Source organism: Gillisia xinjiangensis (assembly GCF_046298265.1).
Classification (GTDB): Bacteria; Bacteroidota; Bacteroidia; order Flavobacteriales; family Flavobacteriaceae; genus Gillisia; species Gillisia xinjiangensis.
This window is the reverse complement of sequence record NZ_JBKAHK010000007.1, coordinates 57,491-73,469: the sequence shown is the minus strand read 5'-3', so window position 1 is coordinate 73,469 and position 15,979 is coordinate 57,491. Positions and strand designations below refer to the sequence as shown.

Sequence of the window (15,979 nt, the reverse complement as noted above, 5' to 3'; positions counted from 1 at the left end):
TATCCCTCATTGAGGGTTTCTGATTTACTTCTTAAAGGAAGTAACTCCATACTTTTTAGCTTCAGCTTTTGCTTCCGGAGCCCATTTGGTAATATTGGCAATCCTGGTTGAAGAAGCAGGGTGAGTGCTTAAAAATTCAGGTGGAGCCTGTCCGCTGCTTTGTGCGGCCATTCTTCTCCATAAATCGGCAGCTTCTGCAGGATCATATCCGGCAATAGCCATTAAGGTAAGTCCTATTCTATCGGCTTCAGTCTCGTGACTTCGGCTAAAAGGAAGCATTACCCCAACCTGAGATCCAATTCCATAAGCCTGAGCAAAAATTTGCTGGGTTTGTTCACTTTTTCCGCTTAACGCTACACCTCCGGCAACACCAACCAACTGCTGTAATTGACCTGCACTCATACGCTGTGCTCCATGATCGGCAAGTGCGTGAGCTACCTCGTGAGCCATAATTGCAGCAACCCCGGTTTCATTTTGTGCTACGGGTAAAATTCCGGTGTAAAATACAATCTTTCCTCCTGGCATTGCCCAGGCATTAACCGCTTCATCCTGCACAAGATTAAATTCCCATGCATATCCATTTAAATATCCCTGATATCCGTTTGCATTTAAATATCTTTCAGATGCAGTTACGATCTTTTGTCCTACATTCTTGATCATTTGAGCTTCTGAAGCACCGGTAACCACCTTATTTTCACTTAAAAACTGGTCATACTGCTGAAAAGCCATCGGGAAAAGCTGCTCATTTGAAACAAAATTCAAATTCTTTTCTCCGGTAAAGGGATTGGTTTTGCAACCGGCCATTACAAGCACGGCAAAAATCCCTATAATAAAATTCTTAATTCTCATGATTTTTGGTTTTAGATGGATAAAAGTACAAAACCACACCTGTGGATTGTTTATGTTTATGCTTGCTTTAACAGTTTATAGGTTTTCAAAAATCTTGCCGTTTTTATCATCCCCACAGATAGTAGGCACTGGGACTTGTTTAACTTCAAATTCCTAACTTGCGGTTTTATATAAAATATGACTAAATCTAAAAAAGATGCTACGCCTGTTCAGGTATTGCTAACCCCTCAATATATTTTGAGCACAGGAAAAATATTAACCAAAATCTCCCCATTTCTTGCAAGTCGTTTTGCGGCACAATTGTTTTTAACACCTTTCAAATACCCTTTACCTGAAAGGGAAAAAGAAATGGATGAAAAGGCAGAGCAAAGATCAATTCTTGTTAAAGCTATAAACAGAAAGATTATAGTATATATATATGGGGAAGGAACCAAAAAAGTACTTCTGGTACACGGATGGAGTGGTCGCGGTACCCAAATGTCGGTGTTGGCTAAACAATTGGTCAAAAAAGGCTGTACTGTTATAAGTTTTGATGCTCCTGCTCATGGAAAGGCTCCCGGGAGAATGAGTATGATGCCCTATTTTATTGAGTCCATTCATGAATTAGCAAAGGATTATGGGCCATTTGATAGTGCCATTGGCCATTCTTTAGGAGGAATGTCCTTATTAAGAGCCTTAAAGGAAGGGTTTTCTCTTAAAAAACTTGTAATTATAGGAACCGCAAACAGTGTTACTCATATTACCAGGGAATTTGCCCGGAACATGAAATTAAACGATTCTGTTGCTGAAAAAATGAAATCCTATTTTGATAAAAAATTTGGTGAAAATATGGATGTTTATTCCGGAGCCTTATCTGCTGAAAGTGTGAAGATACCAACATTGGTGGTACATGATAAAGACGATATAGATGTAGATGTAAGTTCGGCCTATGAGATTTCAGAAAAGCTGATGAACAGTGAATTATTTTTAACTGAAGGTCTTGGTCACAGAAAAGTATTAGGAAATCCGAAGGTTATTAACAAAATCACAACGTTCGTCACGGCATAATATTTGTAATTTTGTAAAAAAAGAGATGAAACATTCATAACGTGAAATTTCTCAAACAGGAGAAATGATTTTATGAATGTTACTTTCGTCCGCTAGAACAATAATAAAAACCCCTATGAAACAAGTATTTATAGCACTGATTGCAATTGTTATTTTTAGTTGCAATGGCAATGCACAAAAAAAAGATTCCAAAACCGCATCTGAATACCCGGTAACCAAAACCGAGGCCGAATGGAAAGAGATTTTGACTCCCCAGGAATATGCTGTGCTAAGAAAGTCTGAGACTGAAAGACCCTTTTCCAGTGAACTGAACGGTGTAACGGAACCCGGAATTTTTGTGTGTGCCGCCTGCGGTAATGAATTGTTTAAAACCGAACATAAATTTGAAAGCGGAACTGGATGGCCAAGTTTTGATCGTCCCATAGAAGGTGGTGTAGGATATGGATCGGATACCAAACTGGGATATCAACGCGATGAAATTCATTGTGCCGACTGCGGTGGGCATTTAGGTCATGTTTTTGATGATGGCCCAGGAGCAACCACCGGAAAAAGATATTGTATGAATGGAGTTGCAATGAAGTTTATTCCCGATTCAAAAAAATAAAAATGAAAAAATATAGCATAGAAAAATCAGAAGCGGAATGGAAAGAACAACTTTCTGATGAACAATTCCGGGTTTTAAGACAAAAAGGGACCGAAGCCCCACATACAGGAAAATATAACCTTCATTTTGATGAAAATGGGGATTACCGGTGTGCAGCTTGCGATTCTAAACTTTTTGAAGCAAACAGCAAATTTGAAAGCGGTTGCGGATGGCCAAGTTTTGATGAAGCCATTGAAGGAACCGTAGAATATATCAAGGATTGCACCTTTGGTATGGAACGCACAGAAATTTTATGTGCTAATTGTGGAAGCCACTTAGGACACGTTTTTGACGATGGCCCCACTCAAACCGGACAACGCTATTGTGTGAATTCGGCAAGTATAGAATTTAAAAAATAACCAAAAACCAAGTATTATGAAAAAGATTGTAACCTTATTATTTATCTCCATTTTCGCATTTACATCCTGTAGCGATGATGGAGCAGTTGGTCCACAAGGGCCTCAGGGACCAGAAGGTCCTGAAGGAGAACCGGGTCCATTAGGACAAGTTATAGATGTTGTAGGTGATTTTACAGCTACAAATGATTACTCCTTATTGGTTGATTTTAATGCTGAAGGAATTGAAGTATTTGAATCGGATGCTGTGCTGGTATACCTTAAAACCGGGGAAGATGGTACCGCAGGCGGAGCCCCTGTTGAGGTTTTCAGGATGTTACCTCAAACCTACTTTATAGGAAATGAAATTCTTCAGTATAATTATGATTTTACTTTCTTTAATGTCCTTATATTTTTAGATGGAACGGTTGATTTTGGAACTCTGGATGCCAGTTATAGAAATGATCAGGTTTTAAGGATTGTTGTTGTTCCTGGAGAATTCGCTGAAACTTCAGGAGTTGATATGTCCAATATGAAAGCTGTAATAAAGGCTCTGGACATTGAGCAAAAGGAAATCACAAAAATGAAACTATAGGAATCTATTTTCGGCATTTATTATTAAGGCTTATTTCAAATCTCGAATAAGCCTTTTTTAATTTTAATGAGGATCTCCCCTATTCTCGACATTATAAGACTTTTAGTTTAGGCTATTATTCCCTAAATTCGCAACATCTTAACTCTTACAAAAAATTCGGAAAATGAGTAAATACGACATCATTGTTTTAGGAAGCGGTCCGGGAGGATATGTTACCGCCATTCGCGCTTCACAATTAGGTTTTAAAACCGCTATAATAGAAAAAGAAAGTCTGGGTGGGGTTTGCCTTAACTGGGGATGTATTCCTACCAAAGCACTTTTAAAAAGCGCGCAGGTTTTTGACTACCTAAAACACGCTGAAGATTACGGACTTACTTTGGAAAAAGCCGATAAAGATTTCTCTGCAGTTGTAAAACGAAGCAGGAATGTAGCCGATGGAATGAGCAAAGGTGTTCAGTTCCTGATGAAAAAAAATAAAATTGACGTTATTGAAGGTTTTGGAAAATTGAAAGCCGGAAAGAAAGTTACTGTAACCGACAAAAACGATAAAACTTCCGACTATTCTGCCGACAATATTATTATTGCCACTGGAGCACGATCACGGGAATTACCAAGCCTGAAACAGGATGGTAAAAAAGTGATTGGTTACCGGGAAGCAATGACATTGAAAGAACAACCAAAATCTATGATCGTGGTTGGTTCCGGTGCAATTGGAGTGGAATTTGCCCATTTTTACAATGCTATGGGAACCGAGGTTACCGTTGTAGAGTTTTTGCCAAATCTGGTGCCTTTAGAGGATGAGGAAATCTCCAAACAATTTGAACGAAGCTTCAAAAAAGCTGGCATCAAAATAATGACAAATTCATCTGTTGAAAGTGTGGATACTTCAGGAAAAGGAGTAAAAGCCAAGGTGAAAACTGCAAAGGGAGAAGTGACCCTGGAAGCAGATATCGTTCTTTCTGCTGTTGGGATTAAATCGAATTTAGAAAATATTGGTCTTGAGGATTTAGGGATTAAAACCGATAAAGATAAAATTTTGGTAAACGAATGGTACCAAACCAATGTTGATGGAATTTATGCTATTGGAGATGTAGTTGCGGGACCTGCTCTTGCCCACGTAGCTTCTGCGGAAGGAATTACCTGTGTAGAAAAGATAAAAGGAATGCATGTTGAACCGATTGACTACGGAAATATTCCCGGATGCACCTATGCAACCCCTGAAATCGCCTCTGTTGGAATGACTGAAAAGCAAGCCAAAGAAGCTGGGTATGAATTGAAAATTGGAAAATTTCCATTCTCTGCTTCCGGAAAAGCAAAAGCCGCAGGTACTCCTGATGGTTTTGTAAAGGTGATTTTTGATGCTAAATATGGCGAATGGTTAGGTTGTCATATGATTGGAGCCGGAGTAACCGATATGATCGCTGAAGCTGTTTTAGGCCGTAAACTTGAAACTACTGGTCACGAAGTCCTTAAAACCATCCACCCTCACCCAACCATGAGTGAAGCGGTTATGGAGGCTGTTGCAGCAGCGTATGATGAAGTTATACACTTGTAAACAGATATTAGACGTTAGATTTTAGAAAATAAAAGCTCCGAATTTTAATTCGGAGCTTTTTTATTAACCTGCATCTTGTCGGTTTTCGCGTTAAATGTTACAAGTAGGTAATTTTTAATTTTGAACCTTGAATCTTGAATTTTTATGGAATCAAATCACAATACCAAAAACTGGTGTCCCAGGATTTTTTATCGTCGCTAAAGCAATTATCTTCTTCATCTTCATGAGCATTGTAGGTTTTTTGAACGACCTCCCCTATTTCAAATTCAATTGGGTTTTTGAAGATTGGCCCATCGAATACGAACGTGTGAAATTCGCCATTTTCGCCACAGGGATCGACACCTGGTGGTAAATCTGCAAGAAATTTTTGATCTAAAATTCTTCCGCAGAAAGAACTATCCAGCACTTTTGAATTTACACAAACGGTTATGGCCTTAAATCCCGAAGCTAAAAAATCATTGATGAGCTGGTGGGTATCTTTTTTCCAAAGTGGAAAATGTGCTTTTATTCCTACCCCTGCCAGTTGTTTTTCTCTGTATTCTTTTAGGTCTTCAAGGAAAATATCTCCAAAAACACTGTGCGTAAATCCTTCCTCCAGGAGTTTTGAAACCGCACTGTGCATTTTCGAATTATAGATTTCCATAGAAATATTTCCTTCAAGCGCTATAATATCAATTGGAAGCCCAATGCTTTTAGCCTGTAATAACAACAATTCCTTCCGCACCCCATGCATGGAAACCCTGTCCACCTCAGAATTAAGGGTGGTTACCAATTTTTCAATTTTGATATCGCCGTTACTTTGTAATGTATAGAGTGCAAATGCAGAATCCTTTCCGCTACTCCAGTTTAGGTATGCTTTTTTCATCAAAATTTATTTTTTCAGAAAACTCTGGATCCCAAGATCATAACTTTGGAGGCCAAAGCCTATAATCACTCCTTTCGCATTTGGAGAAATAAAGGAGGTATGCCGAAAATTTTCCCTGGAAAATGTATTGGAGATATGAACTTCCACCACGGGGATTCCAATTGCTTTCACGGCGTCTCCTATTCCTACCGAGGTATGGGTATAAGCCGCGGCATTGAGCACAACACCATCAAATTCTTTACCGGCTTGCTGAAGTCTGTCTATTAGTTCTCCCTCAATATTACTTTGATAATAGGATAATTCGGTATCCCGGAATTTAAACTGAAGTTTCGAAAAGTACTCTTCAAAACTTTCCGTTCCATAGGTATCGGGTTCTCTTGTTCCAAGAAGATTTAAATTGGGGCCATTGATTATTAGTATTTTCATCTGGTGTATTTTATTGTTTTTTATCGGTCTCCCGATAGCTATCAGGAGTAACCTCCATATCACTCATCTTGCTGTGTATTGACTTGCCGTTATGAAGGTTTCATTTTCTAAAGATATTTATTTTTCAGGCATAAAAAAAGGGACGGCGGATTACTTTAATTATTACAAATCAGTAATGTCCTCTAAAGAAACAAGATCGTTCCGCCTTTGGTGTAACTGTAAGAATCAAGAATCAGGACTACATTTTTTATTAACTGAAAAGACTTTTAGTTATAATCCTTATTTTTTCGCTGCAACTTTTTACAAACTATGGAATCTTTTGAGGTTCAAACCCTACACCTTGATCAGAAAAAATAAAAAAACGGAAACATTCCTGTTCCCGTTTTTGTTTTAAAGTTCAATCCCTCATGACGAGTTTACACGCCTGACGGACGGGCCGGTTCCCCAAGGCTGCCCGAATCACACAGTAGGACCCGCTTCGAATTTTTAAAAGCCAAATTCCACTCCCAGGTTAACCGAGGAAACATCTCCGCCATCAACAGCTATTCCTGCAAAAGACGCAATAATAGCCAATGGTCCTATGTCATAACCCACCTTTGGCCGGTAATAAAATCCGCCATCATTACCATCGTCGAGACCTATCGCGTAACCAAGATCCAGCCCTGCGAATAAGGAATCTTCAAATCCAAAACGTGCAGAAGCTGCAATTGGAAGGAATGAAAAATCGTCAACGCTTACTGTTCCCAGTCCAGTTTTAATATCATCCCCAAAATAATGCGAATAGCCTGCCAGTGCACCCACACTAAATAAATCGGAAACGGGATATAAATAAGCCACATCCAACCCCAACTGGAAGGTTGCAATGTCTTCCACATCCCCTACGGGAATACCCGCATTTACTCCAATTTTCCATGCACTTTGCGAGTGAGCAACGGTAAATCCGAAAATGGAAAAAATGGATAATAGTAGTAATTTTTTCATGATTTTTATATTTTAATGATTACTCACCTAAATATAAGAAAAATACAAAAACATAAAACGTATAATATTGAATTACAGGAAATTAAGGGTTTTCCCGTATAAAAAAAGCGGAAACCTTTAGGTTTCCGCTTACATGCTTTAAGCTATAATCAACCTGGATGAAAACCCGCGATAGGGACAGGCTAACCTTCCAGGAGTTAAACCCATTGCTGGGATTAAAACATAAATCCTATTCCTGCCTGAACAACAGAATGTTTTGCATCTGTTCCGGAAAAAATATTGTTGCTAAAACTATCATCATAAATATCGGTTAAACCAATATTGTACCTTCCGTTAACAAAAAAGCCACCTTGAAATTTGTAGGAAGCTCCTAAAGCAACACTAAAATCTACAGTATTGAATTGATCTTCACTCAAAGAAATTGAATTATTATCATTCGTACTTGAAGGATTATAATCAATTTCACTGTTTACTAAAAATCCAACCTGTGGTCCTGCTTCCAGCGCAAGGCCATCAGTTACATAAAATTTAGCAAAAACCGGGATATTGATGTAATCCAATTGATATTCAATATCATTACCATTATCTCTTTCTGAAATATCATATCCCTGTCCGGAATAGAGAACTTCAGGCTGCACTGAGAATCTATCGCTAACCGGTATTTCTGCCAAAAGACCTAAATTAAAAGAGGTTCTTCCATTAGGATCATTAAAGGCGTTTGACCCATCGCCTGAAAAGGTTGAAAAGTTAACTCCACCTTTCGCTCCAAAAACGACATACTCCTGAGCATTCATTTGAGTAAAACCAAATAAACCAATAGCTATAACAAAAATTGACTTTTTCATTTCTTATGTTTTTAAGTTCGGGATCAAAATTAGGCTTACATTTGTTAAGAAAATGTTATGCAAGCATAAAGTATTACTAATACTGATCTTGAAAATTGTTAATAACTTTCAGTATGACCTGGCAACAAGCTCAAAAAGATTTTAAAAATTACCTAATGCTAGAACGAGGACTTTCCGGGAATTCCGTCAGTAATTATTCCTTGGATATTTCAAAACTTATCAACTATTTAGAGGCCAATTCAATAGTTGTTTCCCCTACCAAAATTTCGGTAGAAACCCTTCAGCATTTTATATATGAAGTTGCCAAAGTTTTAAATGCACGATCCCAATCCAGGATTATTTCAGGATTGAAAAGTTTTTTTAATTATATGGTTTTTGAAGGATACAGGGAAAGCAATCCTATGGAACTTATAGAAACCCCAAAAATTGGCCAAAAGCTACCTGATACGCTCTCCATTGCAGAAATTGATGAGCTTATAGATGTTATCAACCTGAAAAAAAAGGAGGGGGAACGGAACAAGGCTATCCTTGAAACCCTTTATGGATGTGGCTTACGGGTTTCTGAGTTGATTAATTTAAGAATATCAGATCTCTATTTTAAAGAAGGATTTATCAAAGTGACAGGAAAAGGTGACAAGCAACGTTTTGTGCCAATTGGTGATGTAACACAAGATCTTATTTCTCAATATCTTGAAAATTCAAGGGGAGAAGTTCCTGTTAAAAAAAATGCTTCAGATATACTATTTTTAAACCGAAGAGGGAATATGCTTACCCGGGCGATGATCTTTACGATCGTTAAAAATCTTTCCAAAGCAGCAAATTTTCAGAAGAATATAAGTCCGCATACATTTCGTCACTCTTTTGCTACCCATTTACTTGAGAATGGAGCCGATCTTAGGGCTATTCAACAGATGCTGGGCCACGAAAGCATCACAACTACCGAAATTTACATGCACGTGGATAAAAGCCACCTCCAAAAGGTGATTTCAAGGTTCCATCCCCGTCGGAATTACTAAACTTGTGCTAAAAACATCCCCTTTATTTTTTAATGAAATTCATCCATAGTATCTTAAAGGAAAATTAATTTACATGAAAGTTTTAAGTTTTAAAAATGGTGATAAAATGCCAGTTATTGGCCTTGGAACCTGGAAATCGGAAAAAGGAGAAGTTGGAAAAGCGGTTAAGATCGCTATAGAAAACGGATACAGGCATATAGATTGTGCCGCAACTTATGGAAATGAAGCTGAAATTGGGCAGGCACTGGCTGAAATCTTTGAAGAAGGGAAAGTGAAACGGGAAGATCTATGGATCACTTCAAAACTTTGGAATGACTCCCATTTAAAGCAGGATGTAATTCCTGCGCTTGAAAAAACTTTAAAGGATCTTCAATTGAATTACCTGGACCTATATCTTATTCACTGGCCGGTAGCATTTAAACCAGGCGTTGCTTTTCCGGAGAAAGACGAGGATTACCTTTCTCTTGATAAGGCTCCTATTGGTGAAACCTGGAAAATGATGCTGGAAGCAAAATCGCTTAATATGATACGGAATGCAGGGGTGTCAAATTTTAGCATTCCAAAGCTGGAAGATCTTATCGAAGAAACCAATGAGATTCCGGAGATGAACCAAATAGAATTACATCCTTATTTACAACAAAATGAGATGCTCGAATTTTGCAGTAAGCATAACATTCATCTGACGGCTTATTCTCCCCTTGGCAGCAGTGACAGAAACAAGGCAATGAAAGCTGCAAATGAGCCTTCCTTACTGGAAGATAAAATGATCAATAAAATCGCAAAAAAGCATGGTGCTTCCCCTGCGCAGGTGCTTATTAAATGGAATATTTTGCGGGGTACTGCGGTAATTCCAAAATCGGTTCATAGAGACCGGATCATAGAGAATATTCAAAGTACCGGAGTGAATTTAAATGAAGATGATCTCAATAAAATCACAGGTTTAGACAGAAATTTTAGATATGTTACCGGGGAATTCTTTGTAACGAAAGGGAATAGCTATGAAAACATTTATGATGAGTAGCTTAAAAGGCATACGGTGATACCAGATTAAAACTGTTTAAAATTATCGGGATTTTAATATCCCGATAATTTTTGTTTACCCCTCCTTGAGTGTTTAACCTGCCTGACGGCAGATAGTTTTCCCGAGGCCTGCCCGAATCATTCAGGCTGATTATATTATAACGAAAAACCTCTCCGGAAATCCGGAGAGGTTTTTTAATTATAATATCCGGTTGAACCGGTAAAAAAGCAATTTAGCTTTTTCCTTCCATTTTGTCTTTTAAAGCCTGAAGATCTGCATTAACATCACCAATAGTGGTTTTGTCAGTGCTTTGTGTTGCGGCAGCTTTTTTGGCGGCTTGCTTCACAATTTGTTGTTCTTCTTCTCTAAAAATAGCAGTATGAGATGCTACCACACGTTTGAATTCTTTATTGAACTCGATGATCTGAAATTCTGCAGATTCACCCTGGCTTAATTTCTTACCATCTTCTTTCTCAAGGTGACGGGTAGGAACAAAAGCAGTGATATCTTCATTAAAGTCGATAGTCGCTCCTTTGTCTACTATTTCAGAAATTTCTGCGGTATGGGTTGTTCCAACAGCAAATTCAGTTTCATATTTATCCCAAGGATTGGCTTCGGTTTGTTTGTGACCTAAACTAAGTTTACGTCCTTCAACATCCAATTCCAATACTACAACATCTAATTTATCACCTACATTGGTAAATTCAGAAGGATGTTTGATTTTCTTGGTCCATGAAAGATCAGAGATATAAATAAGTCCGTCAATTCCTTCTTCCAATTCTACGAATACACCAAAGTTTGTAAAGTTTCTTACAATTCCTGTGTGTTTAGAACCTACAGGATATTTAGAAGTGATATCTGTCCATGGATCTGGAGTTAATTGCTTAATTCCAAGAGACATTTTACGGTCTTCACGATCCAAAGTTAAGATTTGTGCTTCAACCTCATCCCCTACTTTCACGAAATCCTGTGCAGAACGCAAGTGCGTGCTCCAGGACATTTCAGAAACGTGGATAAGACCTTCAACACCTTCAGCAACTTCAATAAAAGCACCGTAATCTGCGATCACAACAACTTTACCTTTTACTTTATCACCAACTTTTAAGTTTTCATCTAAAGCTTCCCATGGATGTTTGTGCAATTGTTTCAATCCTAATTGAATTCTTGTTTTAGCTTCATCGAAGTCAAGAATTACAACATTTAGTTTTTGATCCAGTTCCACGATCTCATTAGGATGATTGATACGAGACCAGCTAAGGTCTGTAATATGAACAAGTCCATCTACACCACCAAGATCAACAAACACACCGTAAGAAGTGATATTTTTAACAGTACCTTCAAGTACCTGACCTTTTTCTAACTGACCAATGATTTCTTTTTTCTGCTCTTCGATATCAGCTTCGATAAGTGCTTTATGCGATACTACAACGTTTTTAAATTCATGGTTGATTTTCACAACTTTGAATTCCATTGTTTTACCAACATAAGCATCATAATCCCTGATTGGTTTCACATCTATTTGAGATCCTGGCAAGAAAGCCTCAATTCCAAATACATCTACGATCATACCTCCTTTGGTACGGCACTTTACAAAACCATTTACTATTAAGCTTTCGTCATGTGCTTTGTTCACACGATCCCAGGCCATAATCACACGGGCTTTACGGTGAGAAAGAATCAATTGACCGGTAGCGTCTTCACGTACATCAATTAATACTTCTACCTCATCCCCTACTTTAAGATCCGGGTTGTAACGAAATTCATTCAGGGAAATTACCCCTTCACTTTTTGCGTTAATGTCAATAATCGCATCACGATCTGTAATATTGATAACTCTACCAGTGGTAACTTCATCATCCAGTGTGTCTACGAAATTCTCGGCAACCAGCTTCTCAAATTCTACCAATTTCTGGTCATCTACAGGATCAATTCCTTCTTCGTAGTTGTGCCAGTTAAAATCTTCTAAGAATTTTTCAGGGTTTTCCTGCTGAGGCGACGGAGCCGCTTTTGTTTGAACTTCAGAGTTTTCAGAATCCTGAACTTCTTGATTTTTTGTTTCTTCAGCCATTGCTGATAATACTATTTGTATTCTATGCTTCTTCGGAAAAAATTAAGGCAATAAAAAACATAAAAGAGATTATTGTTTTGATTTTCAACCCTTTTCTTTTTTCCATTATTTCGCCGAAAAGGAGTGCAAAAATACAACTTATATTTTAACTTTCAAATACTTAAGCCCTTTTGATTTATTTTTCCTGAAGAGTTAACTTTTTGCTATCTTCAATATCGTAATTCCTTCAAGATTAGATACTATGCTAAAAATATACTCCTTGATACTGATTGCAATTTTTACAATATCCTGTAAAGAAGAAAAATCCATGAACCCTACTCCTCCGATTCCTGAAATTCAGCAGAAAACCGAAAATTCCAGGGATACCCTAAATGACCTTTTAAGAGTTGAAAATCCAGTGCCGGAACAATTGATCACTAGTCCACTGGAAATAACCGGAGTGGCCCGAGGTTACTGGTTCTTTGAAGCTGAAGCAATGGCAGAGCTCCTGGACGGGAATCTGCAAAAAATTTCCGAGACCAACACAACCGCTATTGGTGAATGGATGACCGAAGATTGGGTGCCATTCTCCGGGATTATGACCTTTGAAAAACCTGCAACAAAAAACGGATTTCTGGTCTTACATAAAGCAAATGCTTCAGGCCTTAAAGAACATGAAATGAGTGATACGATCCCGGTAAAATTCCGTACTCAGAACTAGCCCTGGCTTATAACCTCTTCTGCCAGTTCTTTTATAATTTTAAACTGCTCTTCCTTAGTTAGAAAGGAATTGTCTATTTCTATAGAATCTTCAGCCATAACCAGTGGGGAATCCTCCCGGGTGGTATCCATTAAATCCCTGTCTACCACATTTTTTAAAACCTCCTCATAACTTACCTTTTCACCTTTTTCCTCCAATTCCTTAAACCTTCGCCCTGCTCTTTCTTCCGGAGAAGCTGTCATAAAGATTTTTAATTCAGCATTTGGAAAAACCACGGTTCCTATATCGCGGCCATCCATGACAATCCCTTTTTCCTCTCCCATTCTTTTTTGAAGGGAAACCAGTTTCTCACGAACTTCAGAAACCGATGCTACCGTACTCACATGAGTGGAAACATCCATCTTTCGGATTTGCTCTTCTACATTTTCTCCCTTCAAATAAATTGCTGCAAAACCTAAATTTTCATCAAATATAAATTTTAGATCTACTGAAGGTAATCTTTCGATCAATGCCTCCCTGTCAAAAGAATATTCTGTGATCATAGAATTATTCATGGCATATAGGGTAACAGCCCTGTACATCGCACCGGTGTCTACATATACGTACCCTAATTCCTTAGCCAATTGCTTGGCAACGGTACTTTTTCCGGTGGATGAAAATCCATCTATGGCAATTGTGATCTTTTTGGTCATGAAAAATTTTTCAGGTTATTATTTCCTATCCCTGGTTTCAGGTAAAAGCAAAATCATAAAAAACAGCTTTTTTAAAGAATAGTAGTTTAGAGTGGTGTATGCATTACATATAATGGCCAAAAGTAATTATTTTTTAGGTAAATCTGTTTTTAGACAGCTAATTTCTATCATCTGCAGAACAACTCCAATCCCAGTATAGCCCAATAAAAATAACTAATAGGCCAATAGTTCCATTAATTTATCGTGTATCCTGTTTTTCATAAGGTATTGATTTTCAAGATTTGCGGCAAAAGGAATTGGTGTTTCCATACTTCCCAGTCGCATTACCGGAGCATCCAGATATTCAAAGCATTTTTCATTGATCATTGCAGAAATATCTGAAATTACACTTCCAAAAACAGAATCTTCCGTGATAAGAAGTACCCTCCCTGTTTTCTTTACCGAATTGAAAATACTATCCTCATCTAGGGGTTTTAAACTTCTCAGGTCTATCAGGTCCACATTTAGTTCAGGAAATGCTTCAAGGGTTTCAAGAACCCAATGAACCGGTGCTCCGTAGGTAATAATGCTCACCTGCTCTCCTTCTTTTAATAAGGCTGCTTTTCCAAATGGAATGGTGTAATAATCTGTAGGTACATCCTGCCTGATGGTTCTGTATAAGGCCTTATGCTCGAAAAACAACACCGGATTTGGATCATTGATCGCTGTGTTTAAAAGCCCTTTTGCATCATAAGGAAATGCAGGATACACCACTTTTAATCCCGGGGTCTTGGTAAACCAGGCTTCATTGGTCTGACTGTGAAATGGACCAGCTCCAATTCCGGCTCCACAAGGCATTCTAATTACAACATCGGCAGACTGATTCCAGCGGTAATGAGATTTAGCCAGATAATTCACAACAGGATTGAATCCGGAGGTTACAAAATCTGCAAACTGCATTTCTACCATTGCCTTCATCCCGTTTATGGAAAGCCCCATCGCGGCCTCCACGATTCCAGATTCACAAATTGGTGTATTTCGAACCCTGTCTTTTCCGAATTCCTCCAGAAAACCTTCGGTGATTTTGAAAACACCACCGTAATCTGCAATGTCCTGACCCATTAAAACAAGATCGTTATGCTTTCGCATAGACTGTTTCAAGCCCTGGGAAATCGCATCTATAAATCTAATATTTTCAACTTCTTTATTTTCCTCAAAATGCTCGTAATCAAATGATTTATATACATCATTTAATTCATTTATTTCAGGAGAAGTAATGACTGGCTCTTCAAATGCAAGATGAAGATTTTCGTCTATTTCCTTTTTTATAGCGCTGCGGTATTCATTCTCTGTTTCTTCGGAAAGTATTCTCTCCTCCAGGAGAAAGGATTTAAAGTTGTTGATTGGATCTTTTAAAGCCCATTCCTTCATAAGATCTTCGGGAACATATTTAGTTCCACTGGCTTCCTCATGGCCGCGCATTCTAAAAGTTTTAAATTCCAGCAATATTGGCCGGGGATTAGTCCGCATGCTTTCGGCTAAAGCCGAAACCTTTGAAAAGACCTCCATTATATTATTTCCATCAATTTGATGCGCTTCCATCCCGTACCCTATACCGCGATCCACGATATTTTCGCAGCGGTACTGTTCATTTGTAGGGGTGGAAAGTCCATATCCGTTATTTTCTACACAAAACAAAACAGGAAGATCCCAAACAGAAGCAATATTAAGGGCTTCGTGAAAATCCCCTTCACTGGTGCCACCTTCTCCCGTAAATACGGCGGTAACTTTATTTTCCTTTTTTAATTTATGCGCTAAAGCAATTCCATCTGCAACGCCTAATTGCGGGCCCAGGTGAGAGATCATTCCTATTATTTTGAATTCCTGAGTTCCAAAATGGAAGCTGCGATCCCTGCCTTTAGTAAAGCCCGATGCTTTTCCCTGCCATTGCGAAAACAATCTATATAGTGGTATTTCTCTGGCTGTAAAAACGCCTAAATTACGGTGCATTGGCAAAATGTATTCATCCTGATGCATAGAGAGTGTTACACCTATTGAAATAGCTTCCTGACCTATTCCGCTAAACCATTTTGAGATTTTTCCCTGTCGCAATAGAATAAGCATTTTTTCCTCGATAAGCCGGGGTTTCAGCATAGCCCGGTACAGGCTTAATAAGGTCTCGTTGGAATGGTTTTGTTTATTAAACAAAAGCTTGGAAGTCAGTGGGGATTGAAAATTCATCTATTTGGATTTGTTAAACAAAAGTAATTAATTTTAATACCATCAGCATAAGTAGGATCAAAAATCTAAACTCCATATATTTTATTTAACTTTGTAGGAAGACTTAGACAAAAACACCATA

General features: G+C 38.2%; 16 protein-coding genes. 8 read left to right on the top strand and 8 right to left on the bottom strand.

What is annotated here, in order from left to right:
* Positions 1-24: 24 nt before the first annotated feature.
* Positions 25-849, bottom strand: coding sequence for a M48 family metallopeptidase (locus tag ACKGJN_RS12815; RefSeq protein WP_409539938.1), 825 nt, complete (start codon positions 847-849; stop codon positions 25-27).
* Between the two features lie 177 nt (positions 850-1,026).
* On the opposite strand from ACKGJN_RS12815, the gene ACKGJN_RS12810 reads away from it, so the two are divergent.
* From ACKGJN_RS12810 to lpdA, 5 genes are all read left to right on the top strand, one after another.
* A complete protein-coding gene (locus ACKGJN_RS12810) occupies positions 1,027-1,896 on the top strand; it encodes an alpha/beta fold hydrolase (protein WP_409539937.1) in 870 nt (289 codons plus the stop codon).
* 115 nt (positions 1,897-2,011) lie between these two features.
* Complete coding sequence (msrB, locus tag ACKGJN_RS12805; protein ID WP_409539936.1) at positions 2,012-2,500, top strand: peptide-methionine (R)-S-oxide reductase MsrB; 489 nt, start codon at positions 2,012-2,014, stop codon at positions 2,498-2,500.
* Positions 2,501-2,502: 2 nt separating this feature from the next.
* Positions 2,503-2,898: a peptide-methionine (R)-S-oxide reductase MsrB gene (msrB, locus tag ACKGJN_RS12800; RefSeq protein ID WP_409539935.1), complete on the top strand. Its 396-nt coding sequence runs from the start codon at positions 2,503-2,505 to the stop codon at positions 2,896-2,898.
* Between the two features lie 16 nt (positions 2,899-2,914).
* Positions 2,915-3,469 carry a collagen-like protein gene (locus ACKGJN_RS12795; protein ID WP_409539934.1) on the top strand — a complete coding sequence of 185 codons (555 nt, stop codon included), beginning with the start codon at positions 2,915-2,917 and terminating at the stop codon, positions 3,467-3,469.
* A 163-nt stretch (positions 3,470-3,632) separates the two neighbouring features.
* The gene (gene lpdA / locus ACKGJN_RS12790; RefSeq protein ID WP_409539933.1) at positions 3,633-5,024 is read left to right on the top strand and encodes a dihydrolipoyl dehydrogenase; all 1,392 of its coding nucleotides are present in this window, start codon (positions 3,633-3,635) and stop codon (positions 5,022-5,024) included.
* A 142-nt stretch (positions 5,025-5,166) separates the two neighbouring features.
* Here the strand turns inward: lpdA and ACKGJN_RS12785 are convergent, their stop codons facing one another.
* The 4 genes from ACKGJN_RS12785 to ACKGJN_RS12770 all read right to left on the bottom strand — a co-directional run bounded on the left by ACKGJN_RS12785 (position 5,167) and on the right by ACKGJN_RS12770 (position 8,141).
* Positions 5,167-5,889, bottom strand: a complete 723-nt coding sequence (locus tag ACKGJN_RS12785; protein ID WP_409539932.1) for a Dph6-related ATP pyrophosphatase — start codon at positions 5,887-5,889, stop codon at positions 5,167-5,169.
* Positions 5,890-5,895: 6 nt separating this feature from the next.
* Positions 5,896-6,315: a type II 3-dehydroquinate dehydratase gene (locus tag ACKGJN_RS12780; RefSeq protein ID WP_409539931.1), complete on the bottom strand. Its 420-nt coding sequence runs from the start codon at positions 6,313-6,315 to the stop codon at positions 5,896-5,898.
* Between the two features lie 486 nt (positions 6,316-6,801).
* Entirely contained in the window at positions 6,802-7,296 is a 495-nt protein-coding gene (locus ACKGJN_RS12775; RefSeq protein WP_409539930.1) for a hypothetical protein, read from the bottom strand.
* 215 nt (positions 7,297-7,511) lie between these two features.
* The gene (locus ACKGJN_RS12770; protein WP_409539929.1) at positions 7,512-8,141 is read right to left on the bottom strand and encodes a porin family protein; all 630 of its coding nucleotides are present in this window, start codon (positions 8,139-8,141) and stop codon (positions 7,512-7,514) included.
* Positions 8,142-8,254: 113 nt separating this feature from the next.
* On the opposite strand from ACKGJN_RS12770, the gene xerD reads away from it, so the two are divergent.
* Both xerD and ACKGJN_RS12760 read left to right on the top strand, forming a co-directional pair.
* Positions 8,255-9,157 carry a site-specific tyrosine recombinase XerD gene (xerD, locus tag ACKGJN_RS12765; protein ID WP_409539928.1) on the top strand — a complete coding sequence of 301 codons (903 nt, stop codon included), beginning with the start codon at positions 8,255-8,257 and terminating at the stop codon, positions 9,155-9,157.
* 73 nt (positions 9,158-9,230) lie between these two features.
* On the top strand, positions 9,231-10,178 hold the full coding sequence (locus tag ACKGJN_RS12760) for an aldo/keto reductase (RefSeq protein ID WP_409539927.1): 948 nt from the start codon (positions 9,231-9,233) through the stop codon (positions 10,176-10,178).
* Between the two features lie 232 nt (positions 10,179-10,410).
* On the opposite strand, the gene rpsA is transcribed toward ACKGJN_RS12760, so the two are convergent.
* Positions 10,411-12,246 (bottom strand): 30S ribosomal protein S1, encoded by a 1,836-nt coding sequence (gene rpsA / locus ACKGJN_RS12755; RefSeq protein ID WP_409539926.1) that lies wholly within the window; start codon positions 12,244-12,246, stop codon positions 10,411-10,413.
* Positions 12,247-12,487: 241 nt separating this feature from the next.
* Between rpsA and ACKGJN_RS12750 the strand changes: the two genes are divergently transcribed.
* Positions 12,488-12,946: a Gmad2 immunoglobulin-like domain-containing protein gene (locus ACKGJN_RS12750; RefSeq protein WP_409539925.1), complete on the top strand. Its 459-nt coding sequence runs from the start codon at positions 12,488-12,490 to the stop codon at positions 12,944-12,946.
* On the opposite strand, the gene cmk is transcribed toward ACKGJN_RS12750, so the two are convergent.
* Positions 12,943-13,638 (bottom strand): (d)CMP kinase, encoded by a 696-nt coding sequence (gene cmk, locus ACKGJN_RS12745; RefSeq protein WP_409539924.1) that lies wholly within the window; start codon positions 13,636-13,638, stop codon positions 12,943-12,945. The genes ACKGJN_RS12750 and cmk overlap by 4 nt on opposite strands.
* Before the next feature lie 213 nt (positions 13,639-13,851).
* On the bottom strand, positions 13,852-15,858 hold the full coding sequence (locus ACKGJN_RS12740; RefSeq protein WP_409539923.1) for an alpha-ketoacid dehydrogenase subunit alpha/beta: 2,007 nt from the start codon (positions 15,856-15,858) through the stop codon (positions 13,852-13,854).
* Between the last annotated feature and the right edge of the window lie 121 nt (positions 15,859-15,979).